This is a genomic window from Massilia sp. TWP1-3-3 (assembly GCF_049897805.1).
Taxonomy (GTDB): Bacteria; Pseudomonadota; Gammaproteobacteria; order Burkholderiales; family Burkholderiaceae_D; genus Telluria_A.
Window position 1 is genome coordinate 59,994 of record NZ_JAFCWX010000028.1, and the last position, 25,225, is coordinate 85,218.

The following is a 25,225-nucleotide window of genomic DNA, read 5'->3' on the forward strand; positions in this document are numbered from 1 at the left end:
ATTTTACCTGCCTATTCGAAATCCACCATGACTTTGTCGATTTTCTCATGGGGGAACCCGGGCCGCAACCCGGGCCGCCGTCCCTTAACGCCGCTGCATGCTCCACTGCTGGTTGACAGCGTTCGAGAGCGGGTACTGGATGATCGGTGCATTCTCGGCCAGGCTCTTGCCTTTCACGTCAAGCACCATGCCGCTTAGCTGATTGGCCAGCGTTACCGAACCGGCCGCCGGACTGGCAAAGCGCCATTGCTGCCCGGCCCCGCCCCAGTAGTCCCACTGCGCGATATTGGTCCCGGCCATGGTCGAATTGCCGTAGTTGTCCAGGCTGCGCAGGCTGGCCGCGTTGATGATGCTGTAGTCGCCGTCGCCATGCCCCATCACGTACCACGACTGGTGTTTGGCGCCCGTATCGCCCGCTTGCACCACCAGCGCGCCATTCGCCGCTGCCGCCCCGGCCACCGTCAAGGCCTTGCCCGACAGGCGCGACTTGATCGCATAGGTGCCGTCGCTGATGCCCCCGCAGCCGGCAAAGCTGGAAAAATTGCGCGTCAATACGGGCCAGCCGTCGGCATCGTAACTCATTTTATGGAACTGCAGCTTGGCGTTGCCGCCGTCATTGGTGTCGTAATAGTGGGTCGAGACGAACTGGCAGCCATCCTGCTTGAGCACGCCCACGTGCCCCGGGCCCTTGAAGTTGGCATCGATATTGGCCAGCACCGTGCGCGTGCCCGAATACGGGCCCGTCACGCTGGTGGCGCGCTGCACCTGCACGTAGTAGGTGCTGTCGGCGCCCTTGCAGCAGGCGCCGCGGTTGACGAACAGGTAGTAATAGGCGCCGTTGCGCGTGATGTAGGGCGCCTCGTAGTCGCGCGTGGCGCCACCGCCCAGCAGGTGGGTGACGCTGCCGGCCAGCTTGCCGGTGGCCTGGTTGATTTGCGCCACGCCGATCCCGCCCGAAAACGAGCCGTAGCTCATGTAGACCTTGCCGTCATGGTCGCGCATCAGGGCCGGGTCGATCGCGTTGATCTCGCTGCTGCCGCCATACGACTCGACCACGATGCCCAGGTCTTGCCAGGACGGGTTTTTCAGCGATGCCGACCGCGCCACCCCGATCGCCGACGACGACGTGCCAAAGGTCGAGACCGAATAATACAAATACCAGTAACCGTTCATATGCACCACGTCGGGCGCCCAGAACGAGCCGCTAAAGTTGGGAATCTTGTTCTTGATCCATGCCGGATACGTGCTGAACACGGGCGCCGGCCCTGCGCTCCAGGTCACCATGTCCTTCGACGTCGAGTACCAGATACCGGTGCCGGTGGTGAAGTTGAACCAGGTGTCGCCGTCGCGGGTGACGGTGCCGGGATCGTGCGCATTTTGCAGCCCGGCCAGGTTGACGGCCGGCGCGCGCGCGGCGCACAGGATCAGGCATAGCGCTGCCATTAGATGTTTCAACATATGTCTCCAATATTATTGTGATTTTTGTGGTTTTTGTGATGTCGTCGTCCTACAGCTGGTGCTGCAAATCTAGCTTAGGAGCAAGTCAATACGGTTGCCAATGAATTTTTTGTGCGGAGCGATAACAAAAATGATATCGGCGAACCATGCCAAATGTTGCAATTGCGCACGAAATATTTCACTAACAACTATTTCTATCGAATACCTGTCGACAATCAACATCCCGCTGTATAAAGTTAACCCGTGCCTTTCATTTCTAAGAGGCAACAGTTGCTCGCGTTTAGCGCGGCGCGTTGCAAGCAAGGCACGACATTGGACCCATCATGCAAAACCCGACCAAACCATCTCTCCCCCTGAATGCCCCTGCATTGCACGCCATCGCCTTGGCCGCCCTGCTGCTGGCCGGCAGCGGCGCGCACGCGGCCGACGACGTTTATCCGGCCTTGAGCTTTAGCGGCTTCGGCAGCCTGGGCGTGGTCCACTCCGACTACGACCAGGCCGACTTCACCTCGAATATCCTGAAAGGCGATGGCGCCGGCGGTAGCCATAACTGGGCGGCCAATCTGGACTCGCGCCTGGGCGGGCAGTTGGGCGTCAAGTTCGACAAACAATGGTCGGCCGTGGTGCAACTCGGCGTCGAACAGCGCTACGACTCGAGCTACCGGCCCCAGGTCGAATGGGCCAACGTCAAGTACCAGGCCACGCCCGACCTGGCGCTGCGCGTGGGCCGCATCGCGCTGCCGATTTTCCTGGCCGCCGACTACCGCAAAATCGGCTATGCCTATCCATGGGCGCGCACCCCGAATGAAGTCTACGGCGGCGTCCCGATCACCAACAGCGACGGCGCCGATATCGCCTACCGCTGGCAGGCGGGCCGCGTCAAGCACACCACGCAAGCCTTTTTTGGCAGGACCGACGTCTACCTGACCAAAACCACCAATGTCAAAGCGCGCCACCTGGCCGGTATTACCCACACTGCTGAATGGGGTCCGGCCACGGTCCGCGTCTCCGCCTTTACGACGGTGCTGGACCTCAACATCGTGCGCGAACTGTTCGATGGCTTTCGCAAGTTCGGTCCTGCAGGCGCCACCATCGCCGACAAGTACGACGTCGTCGACAAGCGTACCTCCGGCTTTGCGGTAGGCCTCAACTACGACCCGGGCAAGTGGTTCCTGATGGCCGAGGCCGGACGCATAAGCACACCTGCATTCTTGGGCGATACCCTCGGCATGTATGCCAGCGCCGGTTACCGCAGCGGCAACTTCACGCCCTATCTGTCGTATTCGCAGAACCGGGTCCTGAGCCAGCTCAGCGACCCTGGCCTGCCGCTGGCAGGTTTGCCCCCGCCTTATGCCTACGCCGCCGCCCAGCTCAACGGCAATCTGAACGTGCTGCTCACCTCCATCTCCAGCCAAACCAACCTGGCAGCCGGCGTGCGTTGGGATTTCCGACCCGACATGGCGCTCAAGCTGCAGTACGAACACCTGACACCGCGCGACGGCACCCGCGGCACGCTGATCAACACGCTGCCGGGGTTTGTATCGGGCCGCTCCGTCAACGTCACGAGCGCCGTGCTCGACTTCGTGTTTTGAAGGGGCCGACCATGCACCCCTTCTTATTACGCTTGTTCGGCGCCGGCCTGCTGGGCGCCCTTCTCGCGCATGGCGTCGCCGCCAGCGAACTGGTCGTCATCGTATCGTCGAAAAGCCCCGTCACCTCGCTGCGCCAGGACCAGGTGGCCGATATATTCCTTGGCCAAATCGCGACGTTCCCCGGCGGAGCCGAGGCCGTGGCGCTCGACCAGAGCATCGGTTCGCCCGAACGGGACGAGTTCTACAGCAAGGTCGCGGACAAGACGCGCCCGCTGGTGAAGGCTTACTGGACCAAGATGATTTTCACCGGGCGCGGCCAGCCGCCGAAGGAACTCAGCGGCAGCGCCGCCGTGCGCAAGATGGTGGCCGACAATCCGGCGCTGATCGGCTACATCGACAAGGCCGCGCTCGATCCGAGCGTCAAGACCGTGCTGCTGGTACGCTGATGCGCAAGGCTTCGCCATGACTGGCGCTTCGACCCCGCCGCCGGTGGCCACGCCGGCCGTGCCGGCAGCACCGGCGCCACCGGCCAAGCCGGCGCGCCTGACGCGCTGGCTCGGCCACGGCATGGAAACCCACATCTCGCTGCCGCTGTTTGCCGCCATCCTGCTGATCGTCATCTGGGTTACGACCGCGCATTTCATCGGCATCGAGCGCATCGGCGCGCAGCTGGCGGCGCGCAACTCCAGCCGCGAGCTGCTCGACACCTACGAGGCGCAAGTCCAGCGCAACCTGGGCAGCATCGACCAGACGCTCAAGGTGCTCAAGTATGCAGTCGAACTGAAGGGCTTTGCCGGCGCCCTGCCTGCCCTCGACCAGCAAGGCCTGCTGCCGTCCGGCCTGGTGTTCGTGGTCAGCATTGCCGACCGCAATGGCATGATCGTGGCCAGCAATCCGGAGGCCACTTTCATCGATGTCGCCGGTCAGTCCTATTTTGCGTATCACCGCGACACCGACAGCGACATGCCGTTCGTGAGCCAGACCCTGCGCGACGCGGCCAATCCGGAGTGGCACCTGCATTTCACGCGCCGCTTGAACGACAGCGACGGTAAGTTTGCCGGCGTGGCAATCGTCGAAGTCGATCCGGCGTACTTCACCAGCGGCTACGAGCGCTCGCGCCAGGGCGACCTGGGCGCGCTCGGCCTGTATGGCCTTGACGGCGTGTTTCGCGCCCTGCGCATCGGCGACAAGGTGCTGTGGGGCCAGCGCGCCTCCGACGCCACCGACAGCGCCAAGGGCGAACCGGTGCTCAATTCCTGGGACGGGCTGCGCCGCTACACCAGCGCGCGCCGCCTGCACGGCTTTCCGCTGGTGGCGCTGGTGGGCCTGGCCGAGCACGAGCAGATGGCGCCGTTCGAGCAGCAGCGCCGCAATTACCTGTTGGCCGCCGGCAGCGGCAGCGCGCTGCTGGTGCTGATCGTCACGCTGGTGGGCCTGTGGTCCTACCAGCTCACGCGCACGCGGCGGCGCATCCGGCGCGCCCAGGAAACCTACGCGGCCGCGTCCGAAGCCAGCCTGGACGCATTTTTCGTCATGCGCAGCGTGAGCGGAGCGCATGGGGCGATCACCGACTTCGTGATCGAGGCGACCAATACGCGCGCCGAAAAGCTGGCCCGCATGAGCAAGAAGGACCTGCGCGGCAAGAGCTTGTCGGCGGTGCTGCCGGCGTATAGCAGCAATGGCATTTTCGAGGACCTGGTCAAAGTCACGCTGGTGGGCGGCGTGCACGAAGCCGAATGGCAGGCCGGCGCCGCGCCGCAGCGCGAACAGTGGCTGCACCGCCAGGTGGTGGCGGTCGAAGGCGGCGTGGTGGCGATCGTGCGCGACATCACCGAGCGCAAGCTGACCGAGCAGCGCATCCGCCACATCGCCCACCACGACGACCTGACCGGTCTGCCCAACCGCAGCCTGATCCGCGACCGCCTGGACCAGGCCATCCTGCACGCCCAGCGCCGCGAGCGCAGCGTGGCCGTGGCCTTTATCGATCTCGATGGCTTCAAGCTGATCAACGACGGGCTGGGGCACAACGCGGGCGACGAACTGCTCAAGGTGGTCGGCAAGCGCATGCAGGAGTGCCTGCGCCGCGAAGATACCCTGGGGCGCTTTGGCGGCGACGAATTCGTCATCATCTTGGCCGACCAGTCGGACAACCCGGCCGCGCTGGCGCCTATTCTGGAAAAAGTCCGGCAGGCGGTGCACGAACCGGTGCTGCTGGGCGGCCAGGAAGTGCAGGTCAGTTGCAGCATGGGCGTGGTCATGTATCCGCGCGACGGGGGCGACCCGAACACCCTCATGATGAACGCCGACGCCGCCATGTACCGCGCCAAGGACATGGGCAAAAACCTGTTTCAGTTCTACACCCGCGAAATGAACGCCAGCGTGGAACAGAAGCTGGTGCTGCTCGAAGGCTTGCGCTGCGCGCTCGAGGAAGGCCAGTTCCACTTGCTTTACCAGCCGAAAGTCGACCTGCGCACCGGCTTGATCATCGGCGTCGAGTCGCTGATCCGGTGGCAGCATCCCGAACAAGGCATCATTTCGCCGCTGCGCTTTATCGGCCTGGCCGAGGAGAGCGGCCTGATCGTGCCGATCGGCGACTGGGTGCTGCAGACCGCGTGCCGCCAGAACCGCGCCTGGCAGCTGGCCGGCCTGGCCCCGATCACGATCTCGGTGAATGTCTCGCCCCGCCAGTTCGAAGAAAAGCGGCTGGTCGAGCGCGTGGCGCAGGCGCTCGCCGACAGCGGCTTGGCGCCGGCCGACCTGGAGCTGGAAGTGACGGAAAGCTTGATCATGCGCGACCTGGCGCAATCGGTGGGCAAGATGCGCGAACTTGAAGCGATGGGCATTTCGCTGTCGATCGACGACTTCGGCACTGGTTACTCGAGCCTGTCGGCGCTCAAATCGTTCCCGATCACGCGCCTGAAAATCGACAAATCGTTTGTCAGCGAACTGGCCGAGAACCTGGACGACCAGGCCATCGCGATGGCCGTCATCTCGCTGGGACACAAACTCAATTTGCGCGTGATCGCCGAAGGCGTCGAGACCGAACAACAGTGTAATTTTTTGCGCGACAACGACTGCGACGAGATGCAGGGCTATCTGTTCAGCATGCCGGTCCCGGCCAGCAAGATCCATTCGCTGCTCGAGGAGCAGTCGCGCATGCTGGCCGAACTGGACAGCGTAGGTGGCGTGGCCAGCATAGAGAGCGCCGTGTGCGCAGAAGGCATTCATGCTGCATAAAACCGCCCTGTTCCTGTTCGGCGCGGACCCTAAACTGCGCCGCCTGCTCCTGTACTGGGCCGGCGCGGCGGCGCTGTACCTGCTCTCGGTCGTGGTGCTATACCACCAGGTGTCGGCCGGTACCGTCTCGGCCGAAGGCGCCAGGAACCTGAGCTGCTTTGCGATTGCCGGTGCCCTGGTTTTTCTGGTGCTGGTGCGCTTTAGCGTCGCGCTGGGCATCGCCCCGTACCGGCTGGCGGTGCTGCAGGCGCTGTTTGCTTTTGTGTGCAATATCGGCGCGTATGCCTTGCTGGGCGAAGTGCGCGGCGCCTCGCTGATGATCATGCTGGTGGTGATGGTGTTTTGCACCTTCTCGCTGCGTCCGCGCGCCACGCTCGGCCTGTGCGGCGCGGCCATCGGCATGCTCGGCCTGTCGATGGCGGTGCTGTCGTCGCGCGCCCCGCTCGTTTTCACGCCGCGCGTGGAGCTGATGCACTTTTTGCTGGCGTCGTGCTGCCTGTTTGCCGTCACGCTGCTGACCGGCGCCATGAGCCGCCTGCGCGCCAGCCTGAAGGCGCAAAAATCGGAGCTGCAGGTGGCCCTGGGCCAGATCCGCACGCTGGCCACGGTCGACGAGCTGACCAGCCTGGCCAACCGGCGCTACATGAACGAGGTGCTAGCCGACCAGGAACGGCGCGCCCCCGTACCCGACGCAGCGCTGTGCATCGCGCTGCTCGACATCGACTTTTTCAAGAACGTCAACGACCGCTTCGGCCACGACGGCGGCGACAGCGTCCTGCGCACCTTTGCCGCGGCGGCGCGCGCCGAACTGCGCGTGGGCGACCTGCTGGCGCGCTGGGGCGGCGAAGAATTTCTGCTGATGCTGCCCGATACCAGCGTGACCGAAGCGCTGCCGGTATTGAAAAGGATGGCCGAGCGGGTGCGCGCGGTCGACGTGCCGGGCGTGGACATGGAGCGCGACCTGACGTTTTCGGCCGGCCTGGTCGAGCGCGGCGACGACGAGCCCTTTGCCGAGACCATCAGCCGCGCCGACCGCGCCATGTACGCGGCCAAGGGTTCGGGGCGCGACCGGGTCGTCAGCGCTTAGGCGCGCGGCGCTTCGCGCATGGCGCGCCCGCCGGCCGACTCTGGCGGTCGCAATAGTTAGTTGCCTGCTTACAACAAATTCGGGCTAAACTGCTGCAATGCGAACAAGATGCCCATGTCTGGCCCCCGCCGATTCCTGTAGAATGAACCACGAATTTACACAATGTAATTATCCGATTGCAAGCAACATCGCGCAGACCCTGCCTTCGTCTGTACCCGGACAGTGCGCGCCTCGCGCGCCATTGAAAAAAAAGCAAACCCCCAAGAAATCGGGGTGCATCGCACCACTTACCACGCCATTGTTAATTGGAGTATTGTTCAAGATAACTTTGCCGCATGCAACGCATTGTTTCGATGAACCGGTCCTGCCGCACGCGGCACAGGACGACTTGGCGCTGACGCTATGACCAGACTGAATTTACCGGCGGAACTCGCTTCGAGCCCGCCTCCCCCCGGCAGCGAACCCGACCTTGGCATTCGCGAAGACTTGCTGCACCCCGATCCGCTGCTCGACTGCCTGGTCGAGCTGACCCGCATCCACGGCCGTCCCAGCACCCGCGCCGCGCTTTCGGCCGGGTTGCCGCTGGCCGAGCAAGGCTTGACGCCGTCGCTGTTTGCACGCGCCGCCGCCCACGCCGGCTTTTCGGCCAAGGTGGTGCGCCGTACGCTGGCCAAGGTTGACCAGGCGCTGCTGCCGGTGATCCTGCTTTTGCACGACAATCAGGCCTGCGTGCTGCTGGGCTGGAACGAAGCGGGCGAAGCCCAGCTGCTGCTGCCCGACGCCGGCCAGGGCGCCGCCTACCTGTCGCGCGACGACCTGCAGGCGCGCTACACCGGCATCGCCATTTTTTCGCGCCCCCATTTCCGCTTCGACCAGCGCACCCCACCGCTGGTCGCGGTCCCGCAACGTCACTGGTTCTGGGGCACCATCCTCGAGCAGCGCCCGATCTTCAAGGATATTCTGGCCTCGGCCCTGTTGATCAACCTGCTTGGCCTGGCCATGCCGCTGTTTACGATGAACGTGTACGACCGCGTGGTGCCCAACTTCGCCGTCGAAACGCTGTGGGTGTTCAGCGGCGGGATCGTGATCGTGCTGCTGATGGATTACATGGTGCGCCTGCTGCGCGGTCACTTCGTCGACCTGGCCAGTTCGCGCATCGACATCAAGCTCTCGAGCATGATCATGGAACGCGTGCTGGGCATGCGCATGGCGCACCGGCCGGCCTCGGTGGGCGCTTTTGCCGCCAACCTGCGCTCGTTCGAAACGGTGCGCGACTTCATCGCCTCGGCTACCGTCACCACCTTGATCGACCTGCCCTTCGCGCTGCTGTTTTTGATCGTGCTGGCCTGGATCTCGTGGCCGCTGGTGTTCATTCCGCTGCTGGGCATTATCATCGTCATCATCTACAGCTACCTGGTGCAGTACAAGATGCGCGAACTGTCCGAAACCACCTTTCGCGCCGCCGCGCTGCGCAACGCCACCATGATCGAGTCGCTCACCGCGCTCGAAACGATCAAGGCGCACGGCGCCGAAAGCCAGATGCAGGCGCGCTGGGAAAAGTCGACCGCGTTCCTGGCGCGCGTGTCGGCCGAACTGAAGCTGCTCTCGTCGTCGAGCATGAACGCGGCCGCCACGCTGGCCCAGCTGGTCAATGTGTGCGTGGTGGTGGCCGGGGTCTACCTGATCCACGAAAAAATGATGTCGATGGGCGGCCTGATCGCCTCGACCATGCTGGCCGGGCGCGCCATGGCGCCGCTGGGCCAGATGGTGGGATTGCTGCTGCAGTTCGAAGGGGCCAAAAATTCGCTCAAGGCGCTGGAAAACGTGATGGCCACGCCGAGCGAGCGCAGCGACGAGAGCGCCTTCATTCACCGTCCTGAAATTCGCGGCGAAATCGAATTCAAGGATGTCCACTTCAGCTATCCGGACCGCCCCGAAGAAGCGCTGCGCGGGGTCTCGTTTCGCATCAAGCCGGGCGAGCGCGTGGTGATCATCGGGCGCATCGGCTCGGGCAAGTCGACGCTGCAAAAACTCATGCTCGGCCTGTACGCGCCGACCAAGGGCGCCGTCGCCCTCGACGGGGTCGACCTGCGCCAGCTCGACCCGGCCGATTTGCGCCGCTCGGTCGGCTACGTGGAGCAGGATTGCCTGCTGTTTTACGGTTCGCTGCGCGAAAACATCACCATCCGCGCCCCCTACGCGGACGACCGCGCCGTGGTGGCGGCGGCCGAACTGGCGGGCCTGACCGAGTACATCAACCGCCATCCGGAAGGCTTCGACATGCTGGTGCGCGAGCGCGGCGAATCGCTCTCGGGCGGCCAGCGCCAGAGCGTGGCAATCGCGCGCGCGGTGCTGCTCGACCCGCCCGTGCTGCTGCTGGACGAACCGACCAGCGCCATGGACCACCCGTCCGAAGCCCAGTTCAAGGAACGCATGCGCCGCTATGCCCAGCACAAGACCATGATCATCGTGACCCACCGCTCCAGCCTGATGGAGCTGGCCGACCGCATCATCGTCATGGATGAAGGCAAGGTGGTGGCCGACGGGCCCCGCGACAAGGTCATGCACGCGCTGCAGACCGGCCAGGTCGGGCGGGCCGCATGACAGGGCGCTTGACAAAAACCGGCGGCGCCGTGCTGCGCGCGATGGAGGCGTTCCGGGTGCGCTTCGACCAGGGTACGGGCCACTGGCTCAACCGCTGGAAGGACAGCACCACCTTGAGCGGCGAGTCGGACTTCATGAAGGACGCCGACAGCATCATCATCGGCCAGGAACCGCTGCGCGCGCGCGTGCTGATGTATTCGCTGGCCGGCGTCATCGTGCTCGGCATCGTCTGGTCGGCGCTGGTGCAGGTCGATGAAATCACCCGCGGCGACGCCAAGGTCATCCCCGCGCGCCAGCTGCAGGTGCTGCAAAGCCTGGACGGGGGCATCGTCTCGCAGATCCTGGTCAAGGAAGGCGACATGGTCACCGAAGGCCAGATCCTGCTGCAGGTGGACTCGACCCGCTTCGAGTCCACCGTGCGCGAGAACCGCTCGCAGTACCTGTCGCTGCTGGCCAAGGCGGCGCGCCTGCGCGCGCTGGGCGAAAACAAGCCCTTCGTGCCGCCGCCCGAAGCGGTGGCGGGCGACCCGCGCACAGTGGACGAAGAGCGGCGCCTGTACGAAACGGCGACCTCCGAACTGCAGACCCAGCTGACGATCGCGCGCCAGCAGCTGGCCCAGCGCTCGCAGGAACTCAATGAAGCGACCACGAAAAAGCGCCAGGCGGCCCAGTCGTACGAGTCGACCGCGCGCGAGCTGGCCGTGACCAAGCCCCTGCTCGCCTCGGGCGCCGTCTCGGAAGTGGAGCTGCTGCGCCTGCAGCGCGACGTCGACCGCTTCAAGGCCGAAGGCGAGATTGCCGGTTCGCAGATCGCGCGCGTGCAGGCCGGCATCTCGGAGTCGACCCGCAAGGTGCAGGAGGTCGAACTGACTTACCGTAATACGGCCAGCAAGGAGTATTCGGAGACCATGGCGCGCCTCAATTCGCTGCTCCAGAGCGGCACCGGCCTGGCCGACCGGGTCAAGCAGTCGGCGCTGCGCTCGCCCGTGAAAGGCACCATCAAGCGATTGCTGGTCAACACCGTGGGCGGCGTGGTTCAGCCGGGGCGCGACGTGGTCGAAATCGTGCCGCTCGAAGGGCGCCTGCTGCTCGAAGCGAAAGTGGCGCCGCGCGACATCGCGTTTTTAAAACCCGGCCAGCGCGCCATCGTCAAGTTCACGGCCTATGATTTTTCGGTGTACGGCGGCCTCAATGCAAGTCTCGAGCATATCGGCGCCGACTCCGTGACGGACGACCGTGGCAATGTGTTTTACACCGTGCGCGTAGCAACCGACCAGGCCACGCTGGCGGGCAACCTGCCGATCATCCCGGGCATGGTGGCAGAAGTGGACATCATCACCGGCAAGAAGACGATCCTGTCTTACCTGCTCAAACCCGTCTTGCGCGCCAAATCGGCCGCCATGACCGAACGCTGACATGAGGACCGACCATTTGGCATTGACCGATCACCTGTTCATTTCCCCCAGCGGGATCATGCTGCCCGCCTGGCGGGAAGCCTTCAGCGGCGCGCGCGCCATTGCCATCGACCAGTTGGACCGCGCTCCCGCCGCGTCTGCGGTGCTCTGGCTGCGTCTCGATGGCAGCTTCGAGCTGGCGGCCATGGTCGGCGCCGTGCACCAGCGCTGCGGCCTTCTCCCGGTGGTCATCCTGAGCGACACCCCGAACGACGCCGAAGCGCTGGCCGCGCTGTCGGCGCAGGCGCGCGGCTACTGCAACAGCCACGCCGGCGCGCCGCTGCTGGCCAAGGTGGCCTCGGTCGTCACGCAGGGCGGCTTGTGGATCGGCGAGACGCTGATGCACCGGATCCTGTCGGTCCAGCACCTGATCCAGGTCCCCGCGGCGGCCGCCCGCCCCGACTGGCGCGAGCGCCTCACGCCGCGCGAAGCGCAAGTGGCCGAACTGGCCGGTGCCGGCATGCGCTACAAGGAAGTGGCGCGCGAACTGGCAATCACAGAGCGCACCGTCAAGGCCCACATGGGCGCGATCCTGGAAAAACTCGACCTGCGCGACCGGCTGCAACTGGCTCTGCTCGTGGGAGAGCGCCAGCCATCGTAGTTTATTGCAATTTCCATACGTTTGTTGCCGTACTGTACTTCAGGACAATGCCGTTAGGCAACCCTGACTGCTATAGTTGAAGCATCTACTCATCCGTATGGAGCACTACAATGGCGATCACAGGCAACCTCATCGGTAAAGTTACCCTTCTCGCGGGTAACGCCACGGCCCGCTCCCCGGACGGCGCGGTGCGCGCGCTGCACCTGGGCGACCCGGTGTATGAAGGCGACGTGATCGTCACCGCGCAGGGCGGCAAAGTCGAAATTGCCTTCGATTCGGGCCGCAACTACCTGATCGGCGCCAATGAAACCGTCACGCTCGACGGCCAGGTGTTTGCGCCGGGCGAGACCGAGACGCGCGACGCCGCCCTGATGCCGGCCAACGGCGAGCTGGGTGACGTGACGCAGGCGCTGTTGACCGGCAATGGCAGCCTCGACGGCTTGATCGAGGAACCCGCGGCCGGCCTTGCCGCCGGCGGCGGCGACGACAACGGCAGTAGTTTTGTCGAACTGCTGCGCATCAGCGAGTCGACCACGCCGCTCGAGAGCGCCACCACCAGCGCAGCGGATGCCACCCGGCCCGAGTTTCTGGCGCTGGGCGCGGCCACCGAAAGCGCACCTGCGGGCACGATCAGCGTCGAGCTGCCGGGCACGATTGCGCCCGGCAGCGGCGCCCTCGCCGTTCCCATTACGGGCAGCACCAGCGCCGCAGCAGGCAGCAGCGTCACCCTGCTGGTGCAAGACAGCGACCCCGCCACGCCAGATGTGCGCGTGACGGCCATTGTCAACGCCGACGGCACGTTTGGCGCCAGTGCCGACCTGTCGTCCATGGGCCGCGGCAGCGTGACCGTCACCGCCACCGCCGCCGACGCCAACGGCAACCTGGTGAGCGCCAGCAGCAGCGCCGTCAAACTCAATGCGCAGCCTGGCGCCGCCGCCGACGCCATTGGCGCGCTGGAAGACACGCCGCTGACGATCGCCCAAGCCACCCTGCTCGGCAACGACGCCGACGCCGACGGCGACGCGCTGGCCATCACCAGCGTCCAGGGCGCCCTCAACGGCAGCGTGGCCCTCGTGGGCGGCAGCGTGGTGTTTACGCCTGCGGCCAATTACAACGGCCCCGCCTCGTTCACCTACACCGTCAGCGACGGCCAGGGCGGCAGCGCCACCGCTACCGTCAACCTGAACGTCGGCGCGGTCAATGACCCGGCCGTCATCACCCCGGGCAGCGTGACGCTGACCGAAACCAACGCGCCTTTGAGCGCCGCCGGGACGCTCGCGATCACCGACATCGACAGCCCCGCCACCTTTGTTCCGGCCACGCTGGCCGGGGCCTACGGCAGCCTGGCGATCAATGCGACCGGCGCCTGGTCGTATACCGCCAGCGGCGCCCACAATGAGTTTGCCGCCGGGACCACCTACAGCGACACCTTCACCGTGAGCGCCAGCGACGGCGCGACCGGCACCGTCACCGTCAACATCGTGGGCACCAACGACGCGGCCATCATCACCGCCGCCGCGGCCAGCCTGACCGAGAGCGACGTCGTGCTGACGGCATCTGGCAGCATGGCGATCAGCGACGCCGACAGCGCCGCCACGTTTGTGCCAGGCACCGTGCCCGGCACCTACGGCAGCCTGGCGATCGACGCTGCGGGCAACTGGAATTACACCGCCAGTTCGGCCCACAACGAGTTTGCCTTTGGTGCCACCTACAGCGACAGCTTCACCGTCACCAGCGCTGACGGCACCGCCAGCACCGTCACCATCAATATCGCGGGGACCAACGACGCTGCCGTCATCGGCAATGCGAGCGTCAGCCTGACCGAGAACGGCGCGCTGCTGACCAGCGCCGGTACGCTGAGCATCGCTGACGTCGACAGCCCGGCCGTTTTTGTCCCCGCCACCATTGCGGGCACCTACGGCAGCATCGCACTGCAGTCCGACGGCCAGTGGACTTACACGGCCAGCTCGGCGCACTCCGAATTCGCCGCCGGCGCCACCTACAGCGACGTCTTTGCCGTCACCAGCGCCGATGGCACGACCGGCACCATCACGGTCAATATCAGCGGTGCCAACAACGCGGCCGTGATCAGCGGCGCCAGCGCCAGCTTGACCGAGACCGACGCCGTGCTCACCACGTCCGGCACGCTCGCCATCAGCGACGTCGACAGCCCCGCCACCTTTGTGCCCGGCACGCTCCAGGGCAGCCATGGCAGCATCACGCTGCAGGCAGATGGACAGTGGGTCTACACCGCCAGCTCGGCGCATGACGGCTTTGCCGGCGGCGCGACCTACAGCGACAGCTTCACCGTCACCAGCACCGACGGCACGACGGCGGCCATCAGCATCAGCATCCAGGGAACCAACGACGCCGCCGTGATCAGCGCGGGGACGGCCACCCTGACCGAAAATGGCGCCGTGCTCACCACCGGCGGCGTCTTGGGCATCGCCGACGTCGACAGCCCGGCGAGCTTTGCGCCGGCCACCATCGCAGGCACCTACGGCAGCGTCACGCTGCAGGCGAGCGGCAAGTGGTCTTACAGCGCCAGTTCGGCGCATCCGGAGTTTGCCGCAGGCGCCACCTACACCGACACCTTTGCCGTTGCCAGCAGCGACGGCACGGCCAGCACGATCACCGTCAGCATCCTGGGCACCAACGACGCGGCAGTGATTGGCGCCGCGACGGTCGGCCTGGAGGAGACCAATGCCATCCTCACGTCGTCCGGCGCCTTGAGCATCACCGATGTCGACAGCCAGGCCACCTTCGTGACCGGCACCTTCACCGGCACATACGGCAGCCTTGCGCTGCAGGCCAGTGGCCAGTGGGTGTACACCGCCAGCTCCGCGCACAACGAATTTGCCGGCGGCGCAGTGTACAGCGACGTCTTTACGGTCGCAAGCACCGACGGCACCACCAGCACCGTGACGGTCAATATCTTGGGCACCAACGATGCTGCCGTCATCAGCACCGCGAGCGTCACGCTGATTGAAAGCAGCAGCGTGCTCACCACCAGCGGCGTGCTGACCATGTCCGACGTCGACAATGCGGTGCTCTTTGTCGCTGCCACGCTGCCAGGCACGTACGGCAGCTTGTCGATCGCCGAGAACGGCGCCTGGACTTACACCGCCAGCTCCATTCACGATGAATTCGCCGGCGGCACGACCTACACCGACACGTTCACCGTGAACAGCGCCGACGGCACCGCCAGCACGATCACCGTCAACATCCTCGGCTCGAACGGCAACGCCGTCATCAGTACGGCCAGCGTGGACCTGTTTGAAACAAACGAGCCGATCACGACGTCGGGCGTATTGACCATCAGCGATGCAGACAGCCCTGCGTCGTTCACGGCCGAGACCATCATCGGCAACTACGGCAGCGTGAACATTGCCGCCGACGGCGCCTGGACCTTTACCGCCAATTCGGCCCACGACAGCTTTGTCGGTGGCGCCACTTACACGGACGTTTTCGTCGTCACCAGCGAAGACGGTACGCCGAGCACGATTACGGTCAACATCGCGGGCACCAACGACGCTGCGGTGATTGGCGCGGCTGTGGTCAACCTGGAAGAGAGCAACCTGGCGCTGACGGCGAGCGGCGCGCTGTCGATCACGGATGCCGACAATCCCGCCACCTTTGCCCCCGGCACCGTCACTGGCACCTACGGCAGTATCGCATTGCAGGAAAACGGCCAGTGGACCTATACCGCAAACTCGCCGCACAATGAATTTTTGGACGGTACGACCTATACCGATATATTCAACGTCAAGAGTTCTGACGGCACGTCCGCGACGATCACCGTCAATATTTTGGGGACGAACGACGCAGCAGTACTCAGCACCGCGGTGGTACCGCTGACCGAGTCGGACGTGGTCCTGACCGCATCGGGCACGCTGACCGTCACCGATATCGACAGCGCTGCAAGCTATGTCGAGGGCACCTTCACAGGCACCCACGGTACAGTCGTACTGCAGACCAACGGCCAATGGACGTACGAGGCAAATTCCGCGCACAACGAGTTTGTCGATGGCACCACTTACGCCGACGTTTTCAATGTCAAAAGCACTGACGGCACGGTGACGACGATTACCGTCAATATCCTGGGCACCAACGACGCTGCTGTGCTGAGCACCGCCGTGGTGCCGCTGACAGAATCTGACGCCCTCCTGACAGCATCGGGCACGCTGACCGTTACCGATATCGACAGCTCCGCAAGCTATGTCGGAGGGACCTTTACCGGTACTCACGGTACGGTGGTGCTGCAGACCAACGGTCAGTGGACCTACGAGGCTAATTCGGCACACAACGAATTTGTCGATGGCACCACTTACACCGATGTTTTCAACGTCAAGAGTACGGATGGGACGGCGACGACGATTACCGTCAACATCCTGGGCACCAACGATGCTGCGGTGTTGAGCACGGCGGTGATACCACTGACCGAATCCGACGTCATCTTGACCGCATCCGGCACGCTGGCCGTTACCGATATCGACAGCTCCGCAAGCTATGTCGGCGGCACCTTCACCGGCACCCACGGCACTGTGGTGCTGCAGACCACCGGTCAATGGACCTACGAAGCGAATTCGGCACACAACGAATTTGTCGATGGCACCACTTACACCGATGTGTTCAACGTCAAGAGCACCGACGGCACGGTGACCACGATTACCGTCAATATCTTGGGCACCAACGATGCCGCAGTGCTGAGCACCGCGGTGATACCACTCACCGAATCTGATGTCGTCCTGACCGCATCGGGCACCTTGGCCGTTACCGATAACGACAGTTCCGCAAGTTATGTCGGGGGCACCTTCACCGGTACTCACGGCACTGTGGTGCTGCAGGCCAACGGCCAGTGGACCTACGAGGCAAATTCGGCTCACAACGAGTTTGTCGATGGGACTACTTACACCGATGTCTTCAATGTCAAGAGCGCTGACGGCACGGCGACCACGATCACCGTCAACATCCTGGGCACGAATGACGCAGCAGTACTGAGCACCGCGGTGGTACCGCTCAACGAGTCGGACGTCATCCTGACCGCATCGGGCACGCTGAGCGTTACTGATATCGACAGCTCGGCCAGTTATGTCGGAGGTACCTTCACCGGTACTCACGGCAGCGTGGTGCTGCAGACTAACGGCCAGTGGACCTACGAAGCGAATTCGGTACACAACGAGTTTGTCGACGGGACTACTTACACCGATGTCTTTAATGTCAAGAGCACGGATGGGACGGCGACGACGATTACCGTCAACATTTTGGGCACGAATGACGCAGCAGTACTCAGCGCCGCAACAGTCCCGCTGACCGAATCCGACGTCATCCTGACCGCATCCGGCATGCTGACCGTTACCGATATCGACAGCTCTGCAAGTTATGTCGGAGGCACCTTCAGCGGCACTCACGGTACGGTGGTACTTCAGACCAACGGTCAATGGACCTACGAAGCGAATTCGGCACACAACGAGTTTGTCGACGGTACCACCTACACCGATATCTTCAACGTCAAGAGCGCTGACGGTACGGCTACCACGATTACCGTCAACATCCTGGGCACGAACGATGCCGCAGTGCTGAGTACTGCGGTGGTACCGCTGACCGAGTCGGACGTCATCCTGACCGCGTCCGGCACCCTGACCGTCACCGATATCGATAACGCCGCAAGCTATGTCGGGGGTACCTTTACCGGCACCCACGGTACAGTCGTGTTGCAGACTAACGGCCAGTGGACCTACGAGGCTAATTCGCCACACAACGAGTTTGTCGACGGAACTACTTACACCGATGTCTTCAACGTCAAGAGCACGGATGGGACGGCGACGACGATCACCGTCAACATCTTAGGCACTAACGACGCAGCAGTACTCAGCGCCGCGACAGTTCCGCTGACCGAATCCGACGTCATCCTGACCGCATCCGGCACGCTGACCGTTACCGATAACGACAGTTCCGAAAGTTATGTCGGGGGGACCTTCACCGGTACTCACGGCACGGTGGTGCTGCAGACCAATGGCCAGTGGACCTACGAGGCAAATTCGGCACACAACGAGTTTATCGACGGCACCACTTATACCGATGTTTTCAACGTCAAAAGCACTGACGGCACGGCGACGACGATTACCGTCAACATCCTCGGCACGAACGATGCCGCAGTGCTGAGTACTGCGGTGGTACCGCTGACCGAGTCGGACGTCATCCTGACCGCATCGGGCATGCTGACCGTTACCGATATCGACAGTTCCGCAAGTTATGTCGGGGGCACCTTCACCGGTACTCACGGCACTGTGGTGCTGCAGACAAACGGCCAGTGGACCTACGAGGCAAATTCAGTACACAACGAGTTTGTCGACGGCACCACTTACACCGATGTCTTCAACGTCAAGAGCGCTGACGGCTCGGCAACGACGATTACCGTTAATATCTTGGGCACCAACGATGCCGCAGTGCTGAGCACCGCCGTGGTACCACTGACAGAATCGGACGCCATCCTGACCGCATCGGGGACCCTGACAGTTACCGATATCGACAGCTCCGCCAGTTATGTCGGGGGCACATTCACCGGTACTCACGGCACCGTGGTGCTGCAGACCAACGGCCAGTGGACCTACGAGGCAAATTCGGCTCACAACGAGTTTGTCGATGGGACTACTTACACCGATGTCTTCAATGTCAAGAGCACGGATGGGACGACGACGACAATTACCGTCAACATTTTGGGCACGAATGACGCAGCAGTACTCAGCGCCGCAACCGTCCCGCTGACCGAATCCGACGTCATTCTGACCGCGTCCGGCACCCTGGCCGTCACCGATATCGATAACGCCGCAAGCTATGTCGGGGGTACCTTTACCGGCACCCACGGTACAGTCGTGCTGCAGACCAACGGTCAGTGGACCTACGAGGCAAATTCAATACACAACGAGTTTGTCGACGGCACCACTTACACCGATGTTTTCAACGTCAAGAGCGCTGACGGTACGGCTACCACGATTACCGTCAACATCCTGGGCACGAATGACGCAGCAGTACTGAGCACCGCGGTGGTACCGCTGACCGAGTCGGACGTCATCCTGACCGCATCGGGCACGCTGAGCGTTACTGATATCGACAGCTCGGCCAGTTATGTCGGAGGTACCTTCACCGGTACTCACGGCACGGTGGTGCTGCAGACAAACGGCCAATGGACCTACGAGGCAAATTCAGTACACAACGAATTTGTCGACGGTACCACTTACACCGATGTGTTCAACGTCAAGAGCGCTGACGGCTCGGCAACGACGATTACCGTTAATATCTTGGGCACCAACGATGCCGCGGTGCTGAGCACCGCCGTGGTACCACTGACAGAATCGGACGCCATCCTGACCGCATCGGGGACCCTGACAGTTACCGATATCGACAGCGCAGCAAGCTATGTCGGAGGTACATTCACCGGCACTCACGGTACGGTGGTACTTCAGACCAACGGTCAATGGACCTACGAAGCGAATTCGGCACACAACGAGTTTGTCGACGGTACCACCTATACCGATATCTTCAACGTCAAGAGCGCTGACGGTACGGCTACCACGATTACCGTCAACATCCTGGGCACGAACGATGCCGCAGTGCTGAGTACTGCGGTGGTACCGCTGACCGAGTCGGACGTCATCCTGACCGCATCCGGAATGCTGACCGTTACCGATATCGACAGTTCCGCAAGTTATGCAGGGGGCACATTCACCGGTACCCACGGCACGGTGGTGCTGCAGACCAACGGCCAGTGGACCTACGAGGCAAATTCGGCTCACAACGAGTTTGTTGACGGCACCACTTACACCGATGTCTTTAGCGTCAAGAGCACTGACGGCACGGCTACCACGATTACCGTCAACATCCTGGGCACCAACGATGCTGCGGTGTTGAGCACGGCGGTGGTACCGCTCACCGAATCTGACGCCATCCTGACTGCATCGGGCACCTTGACCGTCACCGATATCGACAGTTCCGCAAGCTATGTCGGGGGCACCTTCACCGGCGCCCACGGCACTGTGGTACTGCAGACGAACGGCCAGTGGACTTACAACGCCAGTTCGGCGCACAACGAGTTTGTCGGTGGTACGTCCTATACCGATGTCTTCAATGTCAAGAGCGCGGACGGCACGGCGACCACGATTGCCGTCAACATCCTTGGCACCAACGATGCTGCGATGCTCAGCACGGCTGTCGTACCGTTGACCGAATCGGACGCCATCCTGACCGCATCGGGCACCCTGACCGCCAGCGATATCGATAGCGCCGCAACCTACATCGCGGGCACCTTCACCGGCACTCACGGCACGGTGGTGCTGCAGACCAACGGCCAGTGGACCTACGAAGCGAATTCGGAACACAACGAGTTTGTCGATGGCACCACTTACACCGATGTGTTCACCGTCAAGAGCGCTGACGGCACGTCGACGACGATTACCGTCAATATCTTGGGCACCAACGACGCTGCGGTGCTGAGCACCGCTGTGGTACCACTCACCGAATCTAATGTCGTCCTGACCGCATCGGGCACGCTGACCGTTACCGATATCGACAACTCTGCAAGCTATGTCGGAGGTACCTTCACCGGCACCCACGGCACGGTGGTGCTGCAGGCCAACGGCCAATGGACCTATGAGGCGAATTCGGCACACAACGAGTTTGTCGATGGCACCACTTACACCGATGTGTTCAACGTCAAGAGCGCTGACGGCACGGCTACGACGATCACCGTCAACATCCTGGGCACCAACGACACAGCGGTGCTGAGCACCGCTATGGTACCGTTGACCGAATCGGACGTCGTCCTGACCGCATCGGGCACGCTGACCGTTACCGATATCGACAGCTCCGCAAGCTATGTCGGGGGCACCTTCACCGGCACTCACGGCACGGTGGTGCTGCAGACCAACGGCCAATGGACCTATGAGGCGAGTTCGGCTCACAATGAATTTGTTGACGGCACTACTTACACCGACGTTTTCAACGTCAAGAGCGCCGACGGCACGGCGACCACGATTACCGTCAACATCCTGGGTACCAACGACGCTGCGGTGCTAAGCACGGCGGTGGTACCACTCACCGAATCTGATGTCGTCCTGACCGCATCGGGCACGCTGACCGTCACCGATATCGACAGTTCCGCAAGCTATGTCGGGGGCACCTTTACCGGCGCCTACGGCACTGTAGTACTGCAGACGAACGGCCAGTGGACTTACAACGCCAGTTCGGCACACAACGAGTTTGTCGGTGGTACGACTTATACCGATGTGTTCAATGTCAAGAGCGCTGACGGTACGGCGACCACGATTACCGTCAACATTCTGGGCACCAACGATGCTGCGGTGTTGAGCACGGCGGTGGTACCGCTGACCGAATCCGACGTCATCCTGACCGCATCTGGCACGCTGACCGTTACCGATATCGACAACTCCGCAAGCTATGTCGGGGGCACCGTCACCGGCACCCACGGCACGGTGGTGCTGCAGACCAACGGCCAGTGGACCTACGAAGCGAATTCGGCACACAACGAGTTTGTCGACGGAACTACTTACACCGATGTCTTCAACGTCAAGAGCACGGATGGGACGGCGACGACGATTACTGTCAACATCCTGGGCACCAACGATGCCGCAGTACTCAGCGCTGCAACAGTTCCGCTGACCGAATCCGATGTCATTCTCACCGCATCCGGGTCCTTGACCGTCACTGATGTCGACAGCGCCGCAAGCTATGTCGGGGGCACCCTTACAGGCACTTACGGCACTGTGGTGCTACAGACCAACGGTCAATGGACCTACGAAGCAAATTCGGCGCACAACGAGTTTGTCGACGGCACCACTTACACCGATATCTTCAACGTCAAGAGCGCTGACGGTACGGCTACTACGATCACCGTCAACATTCTGGGCACCAACGACACGGCGGTGCTGAGCACCGCCGTGGTACCGCTGACCGAATCGGACGTCGTCCTGACCGCATCGGGCACGCTGACCGTTACTGATATCGACAGCGCCGCAAGCTATGTCGGGGGCACCTTCACCGGCACGCACGGCACGGTGGTGCTGCAGACCAACGGCCAGTGGACCTATGAGGCGAATTCGGCTCACAATGAATTTGTTGACGGCACTACTTACACCGACGTTTTCAACGTCAAGAGCGCCGACGGCACGGCGACCACGATTACCGTCAACATCCTGGGTACCAACGACGCTGCGGTGCTAAGCACGGCGGTGGTACCACTCACCGAATCTGATATCGTCCTGACCGCATCGGGCACGCTGATCGTCACCGATATCGACAGTTCCGCAAGCTATCTCGGGGGCACCTTAACCGGTACCCACGGTACAGTGGTGCTGCAGACCAACGGTCAATGGACCTACGAAGCGAATTCGGCACACAACCAATTTGTCGATGGCACCACTTACACCGATGTTTTCAACGTCAAGAGTACGGATGGGACGGCGACCACGATTACCGTCAACATCCTGGGTACCAACGACGCTGCAGTGCTGAGCACTGCGGTGGTACCGCTCAACGAATCTGACGTTGTCCTGACCGCATCGGGCATGCTGACCGTTACTGATGTCGACAGCTCCGCAAGCTATGTCGGAGGCACCTTCACCGGCACCCACGGCACGGTGGTGCTCCAGACCAACGGCCAGTGGACCTACGAGGCAAATTCGGCTCATAATGAGTTTGTTGACGGCACTACTTACACCGACGTTTTCAACGTCAAGAGCGCCGACGGCACGGCGACCACGATTACCGTCAACATCCTGGGTACCAACGACGCTGCGGTGCTAAGCACGGCGGTGGTACCACTCACCGAATCTGATGTCGTCCTGACCGCATCGGGCACGCTGACCGTCACCGATATCGACAGTTCCGCAAGCTATGTCGGGGGCACCTTTACCGGCGTCTACGGCACTGTAGTACTGCAGACGAACGGCCAGTGGACTTACAACGCCAGTTCGGCACACAACGAGTTTGTCGGTGGTACGACTTATACTGATGTGTTCAATGTCAAGAGCGCTGACGGTACGGCGACCACGATTACCGTCAACATTCTGGGCACCAACGATGCTGCGGTGTTGAGCACGGCGGTGGTACCGCTGACCGAATCCGACGTCATCCTGACCGCATCTGGCACGCTGACCGTTACCGATATCGACAGCTCCGCAAGCTATGTCGGCGGCACCGTCACCGGCACCCACGGCACGGTGGTGCTGCAGACCAACGGCCAGTGGACCTACGAAGCGAATTCGGCACACAACGAGTTTGTCGACGGAACTACTTACACCGATGTCTTCAACGTCAAGAGCACGGATGGGACGGCGACGACGATTACTGTCAACATCCTGGGCACCAACGATGCCGCAGTACTCAGCGCTGCAACAGTTCCGCTGACCGAATCCGATGTCATTCTCACCGCATCCGGGTCCTTGACCGTCACTGATGTCGACAGCGCCGCAAGCTATGTCGGGGGCACCTTTACAGGCACTTACGGAACAGTGGTGCTGCAGACCAACGGTCAGTGGACCTACGAGGCTAATTCGGTACACAACGAGTTTGTCGACGGCACCACTTACACCGATGTCTTCAACGTCAAGAGCACTGACGGCACGACTACCACGATTACCGTCAACATCCTGGGCACAAACGATGCCGCAGTGCTGAGTACTGCGGTGGTACCGCTCACCGAGTTGGACGTCATCTTGACCACATCGGGCACGCTAACCGTTACCGATATCGACAGCGCCACAAGCTATGTCGGGGGGACCTTTACCGGCACGCACGGCACCGTGGTGCTGCAGACCAACGGTCAGTGGACCTACGAGGCTAATTCGGTACACAACGAGTTTGTCGACGGCACCACCTACACCGATGTCTTCAACGTCAAGAGCACTGACGGCACGGCGACCACGATTACCGTCAACATCCTGGGCACTAACGACGCTGCGGTGCTGAGCACGGCGGTAGTACCACTCAGCGAATCTGATGTCGTCCTGACCGCATCGGGCACCTTGACCGTTACCGATATCGACAGTTCCGCAAGCTATGTCGGGGGTACCTTCACCGGTACCCACGGTACAGTGGTGCTGCAGACCAACGGTCAATGGACCTACGAAGCGAATTCGGCCCACAACGAATTTGTTGATGGCACCACTTACACCGATGTCTTCAACGTCAAGAGCGCTGACGGTACGGCGACCACGATTACCGTCAACATCCTGGGCACGAATGACGCAGCAGTACTTAGCGCCGCAACAGTCCCGCTGACCGAATCGGACGTCATCCTGACCGCGTCCGGCACCCTGACCGTCACCGATATCGATAACGCCGCAAGCTATGTCGGGGGCACCTTCACCGGCACTCACGGCACGGTGGTGCTGCAGACCAACGGCCAGTGGACCTACGAAGCGAATTCGGCACACAACGAGTTTGTCGACGGGACTACTTACACCGATGTCTTCAATGTCAAGAGTACGGATGGCACGGCGACGACGATTACTGTCAACATATTGGGCACCAACGATGCCGCAGTGCTCAGCGCCGCAACAGTTCCGCTGACCGAATCCGATGTCATTCTCACCGCATCCGGGTCCTTGACCGTCACTGATGTCGACAGCGCCGCAAGCTATGTCGGGGGCACCTTTACAGGCACTTACGGCACTGTGGTGCTGCAGACCAACGGTCAATGGACCTACGAAGCAAATTCGGCGCACAACGAATTTATCGAAGGCACTACTTACACCGATGTCTTCAACGTCAAGAGCACCGACGGCACGGTGACCACGATTACCGTCAATATCTTGGGCACCAACGACGCTGCGGTGCTGAGCACCGCGGTGATACCACTCACCGAATCTGATGTCGTCCTGACCGCATCGGGCACCTTGACCGTTACCGATATCGACAGTTCCGCGAGCTATGTCGGGGGCACCTTCACCGGCGCCCACGGCACTGTGGTACTGCAGACGAACGGCCAGTGGACTTACAACGCCAGTTCGGCACACAACGAGTTTGTCGGTGGTACGACTTATACCGACATATTCAATGTCAAGAGCGCTGACGGCACGGCTACCACGATCACCGTCAACATCTTGGGCACGAATGACGCAGCAGTACTTAGCGCCGCAACAGTCCCGCTGACCGAATCCGACGTCGTCCTGAC

Annotated in this window: 9 protein-coding genes; 8 read left to right on the forward strand and 1 reads right to left on the reverse strand. The window is 62.3% G+C overall.

Annotation, left to right across the window (positions count from 1 at the left end; all coding sequences use genetic code 11):
- Nucleotides 1-84: 84 nt before the first annotated feature.
- A complete protein-coding gene (locus ACP7D4_RS22195; RefSeq protein WP_426211374.1) occupies nucleotides 85-1,458 on the reverse strand; it encodes a family 43 glycosylhydrolase in 1,374 nt (457 codons plus the stop codon).
- Nucleotides 1,459-1,781: 323 nt separating this feature from the next.
- Here ACP7D4_RS22195 and ACP7D4_RS22200 point away from each other — a divergent pair, with 323 nt between their 5' ends.
- The 8 genes from ACP7D4_RS22200 to ACP7D4_RS22235 all read left to right on the forward strand — a co-directional run.
- On the forward strand, nucleotides 1,782-3,050 hold the full coding sequence (locus tag ACP7D4_RS22200; protein ID WP_426211376.1) for a hypothetical protein: 1,269 nt from the start codon (nucleotides 1,782-1,784) through the stop codon (nucleotides 3,048-3,050).
- A gap of 11 nt (nucleotides 3,051-3,061) precedes the next feature.
- Nucleotides 3,062-3,496, forward strand: coding sequence for a phosphate ABC transporter substrate-binding protein (locus tag ACP7D4_RS22205; RefSeq protein WP_426106686.1), 435 nt, complete (start codon nucleotides 3,062-3,064; stop codon nucleotides 3,494-3,496).
- Nucleotides 3,497-3,512: 16 nt separating this feature from the next.
- On the forward strand, nucleotides 3,513-6,287 hold the full coding sequence (locus tag ACP7D4_RS22210; RefSeq protein ID WP_426211377.1) for a bifunctional diguanylate cyclase/phosphodiesterase: 2,775 nt from the start codon (nucleotides 3,513-3,515) through the stop codon (nucleotides 6,285-6,287).
- Nucleotides 6,277-7,374, forward strand: a complete 1,098-nt coding sequence (locus ACP7D4_RS22215) for a diguanylate cyclase (protein ID WP_426106682.1) — start codon at nucleotides 6,277-6,279, stop codon at nucleotides 7,372-7,374. Before ACP7D4_RS22210 ends, ACP7D4_RS22215 begins: the two co-directional genes overlap by 11 nt.
- Nucleotides 7,375-7,776: 402 nt before the next feature.
- Nucleotides 7,777-9,978 (forward strand): type I secretion system permease/ATPase, encoded by a 2,202-nt coding sequence (locus tag ACP7D4_RS22220; protein ID WP_426211379.1) that lies wholly within the window; start codon nucleotides 7,777-7,779, stop codon nucleotides 9,976-9,978.
- An 8-nt stretch (nucleotides 9,979-9,986) separates the two neighbouring features.
- Complete coding sequence (locus tag ACP7D4_RS22225) at nucleotides 9,987-11,393, forward strand: HlyD family type I secretion periplasmic adaptor subunit (RefSeq protein ID WP_426106680.1); 1,407 nt, start codon at nucleotides 9,987-9,989, stop codon at nucleotides 11,391-11,393.
- A gap of 1 nt (nucleotide 11,394) precedes the next feature.
- A complete protein-coding gene (locus ACP7D4_RS22230; protein WP_426106678.1) occupies nucleotides 11,395-12,033 on the forward strand; it encodes a LuxR C-terminal-related transcriptional regulator in 639 nt (212 codons plus the stop codon).
- Nucleotides 12,034-12,143: 110 nt separating this feature from the next.
- Nucleotides 12,144-25,225, forward strand: a 13,082-nt coding sequence (locus ACP7D4_RS22235; RefSeq protein WP_426211381.1) for a VCBS domain-containing protein, incomplete at its 3' end; no start/stop codon positions are given.

What these genes read in the sequence shown, in the direction of transcription:
- ACP7D4_RS22205 (WP_426106686.1), top strand. Translation starts at nt 3,062, where the DNA reads ATGCACCCCTTCTTATTACGCTTGTTCGGCGCCGGCCTGCTGGGCGCC.
- ACP7D4_RS22230 (WP_426106678.1), top strand. Translation starts at nt 11,395, where the DNA reads ATGAGGACCGACCATTTGGCATTGACCGATCACCTGTTCATTTCCCCC.
- ACP7D4_RS22200 (WP_426211376.1), top strand. Translation starts at nt 1,782, where the DNA reads ATGCAAAACCCGACCAAACCATCTCTCCCCCTGAATGCCCCTGCATTG.
- ACP7D4_RS22195 (WP_426211374.1), bottom strand. Translation starts at nt 1,458, where the DNA reads ATGTTGAAACATCTAATGGCAGCGCTATGCCTGATCCTGTGCGCCGCG.
- ACP7D4_RS22215 (WP_426106682.1), top strand. Translation starts at nt 6,277, where the DNA reads ATGCTGCATAAAACCGCCCTGTTCCTGTTCGGCGCGGACCCTAAACTG.
- ACP7D4_RS22210 (WP_426211377.1), top strand. Translation starts at nt 3,513, where the DNA reads ATGACTGGCGCTTCGACCCCGCCGCCGGTGGCCACGCCGGCCGTGCCG.
- ACP7D4_RS22220 (WP_426211379.1), top strand. Translation starts at nt 7,777, where the DNA reads ATGACCAGACTGAATTTACCGGCGGAACTCGCTTCGAGCCCGCCTCCC.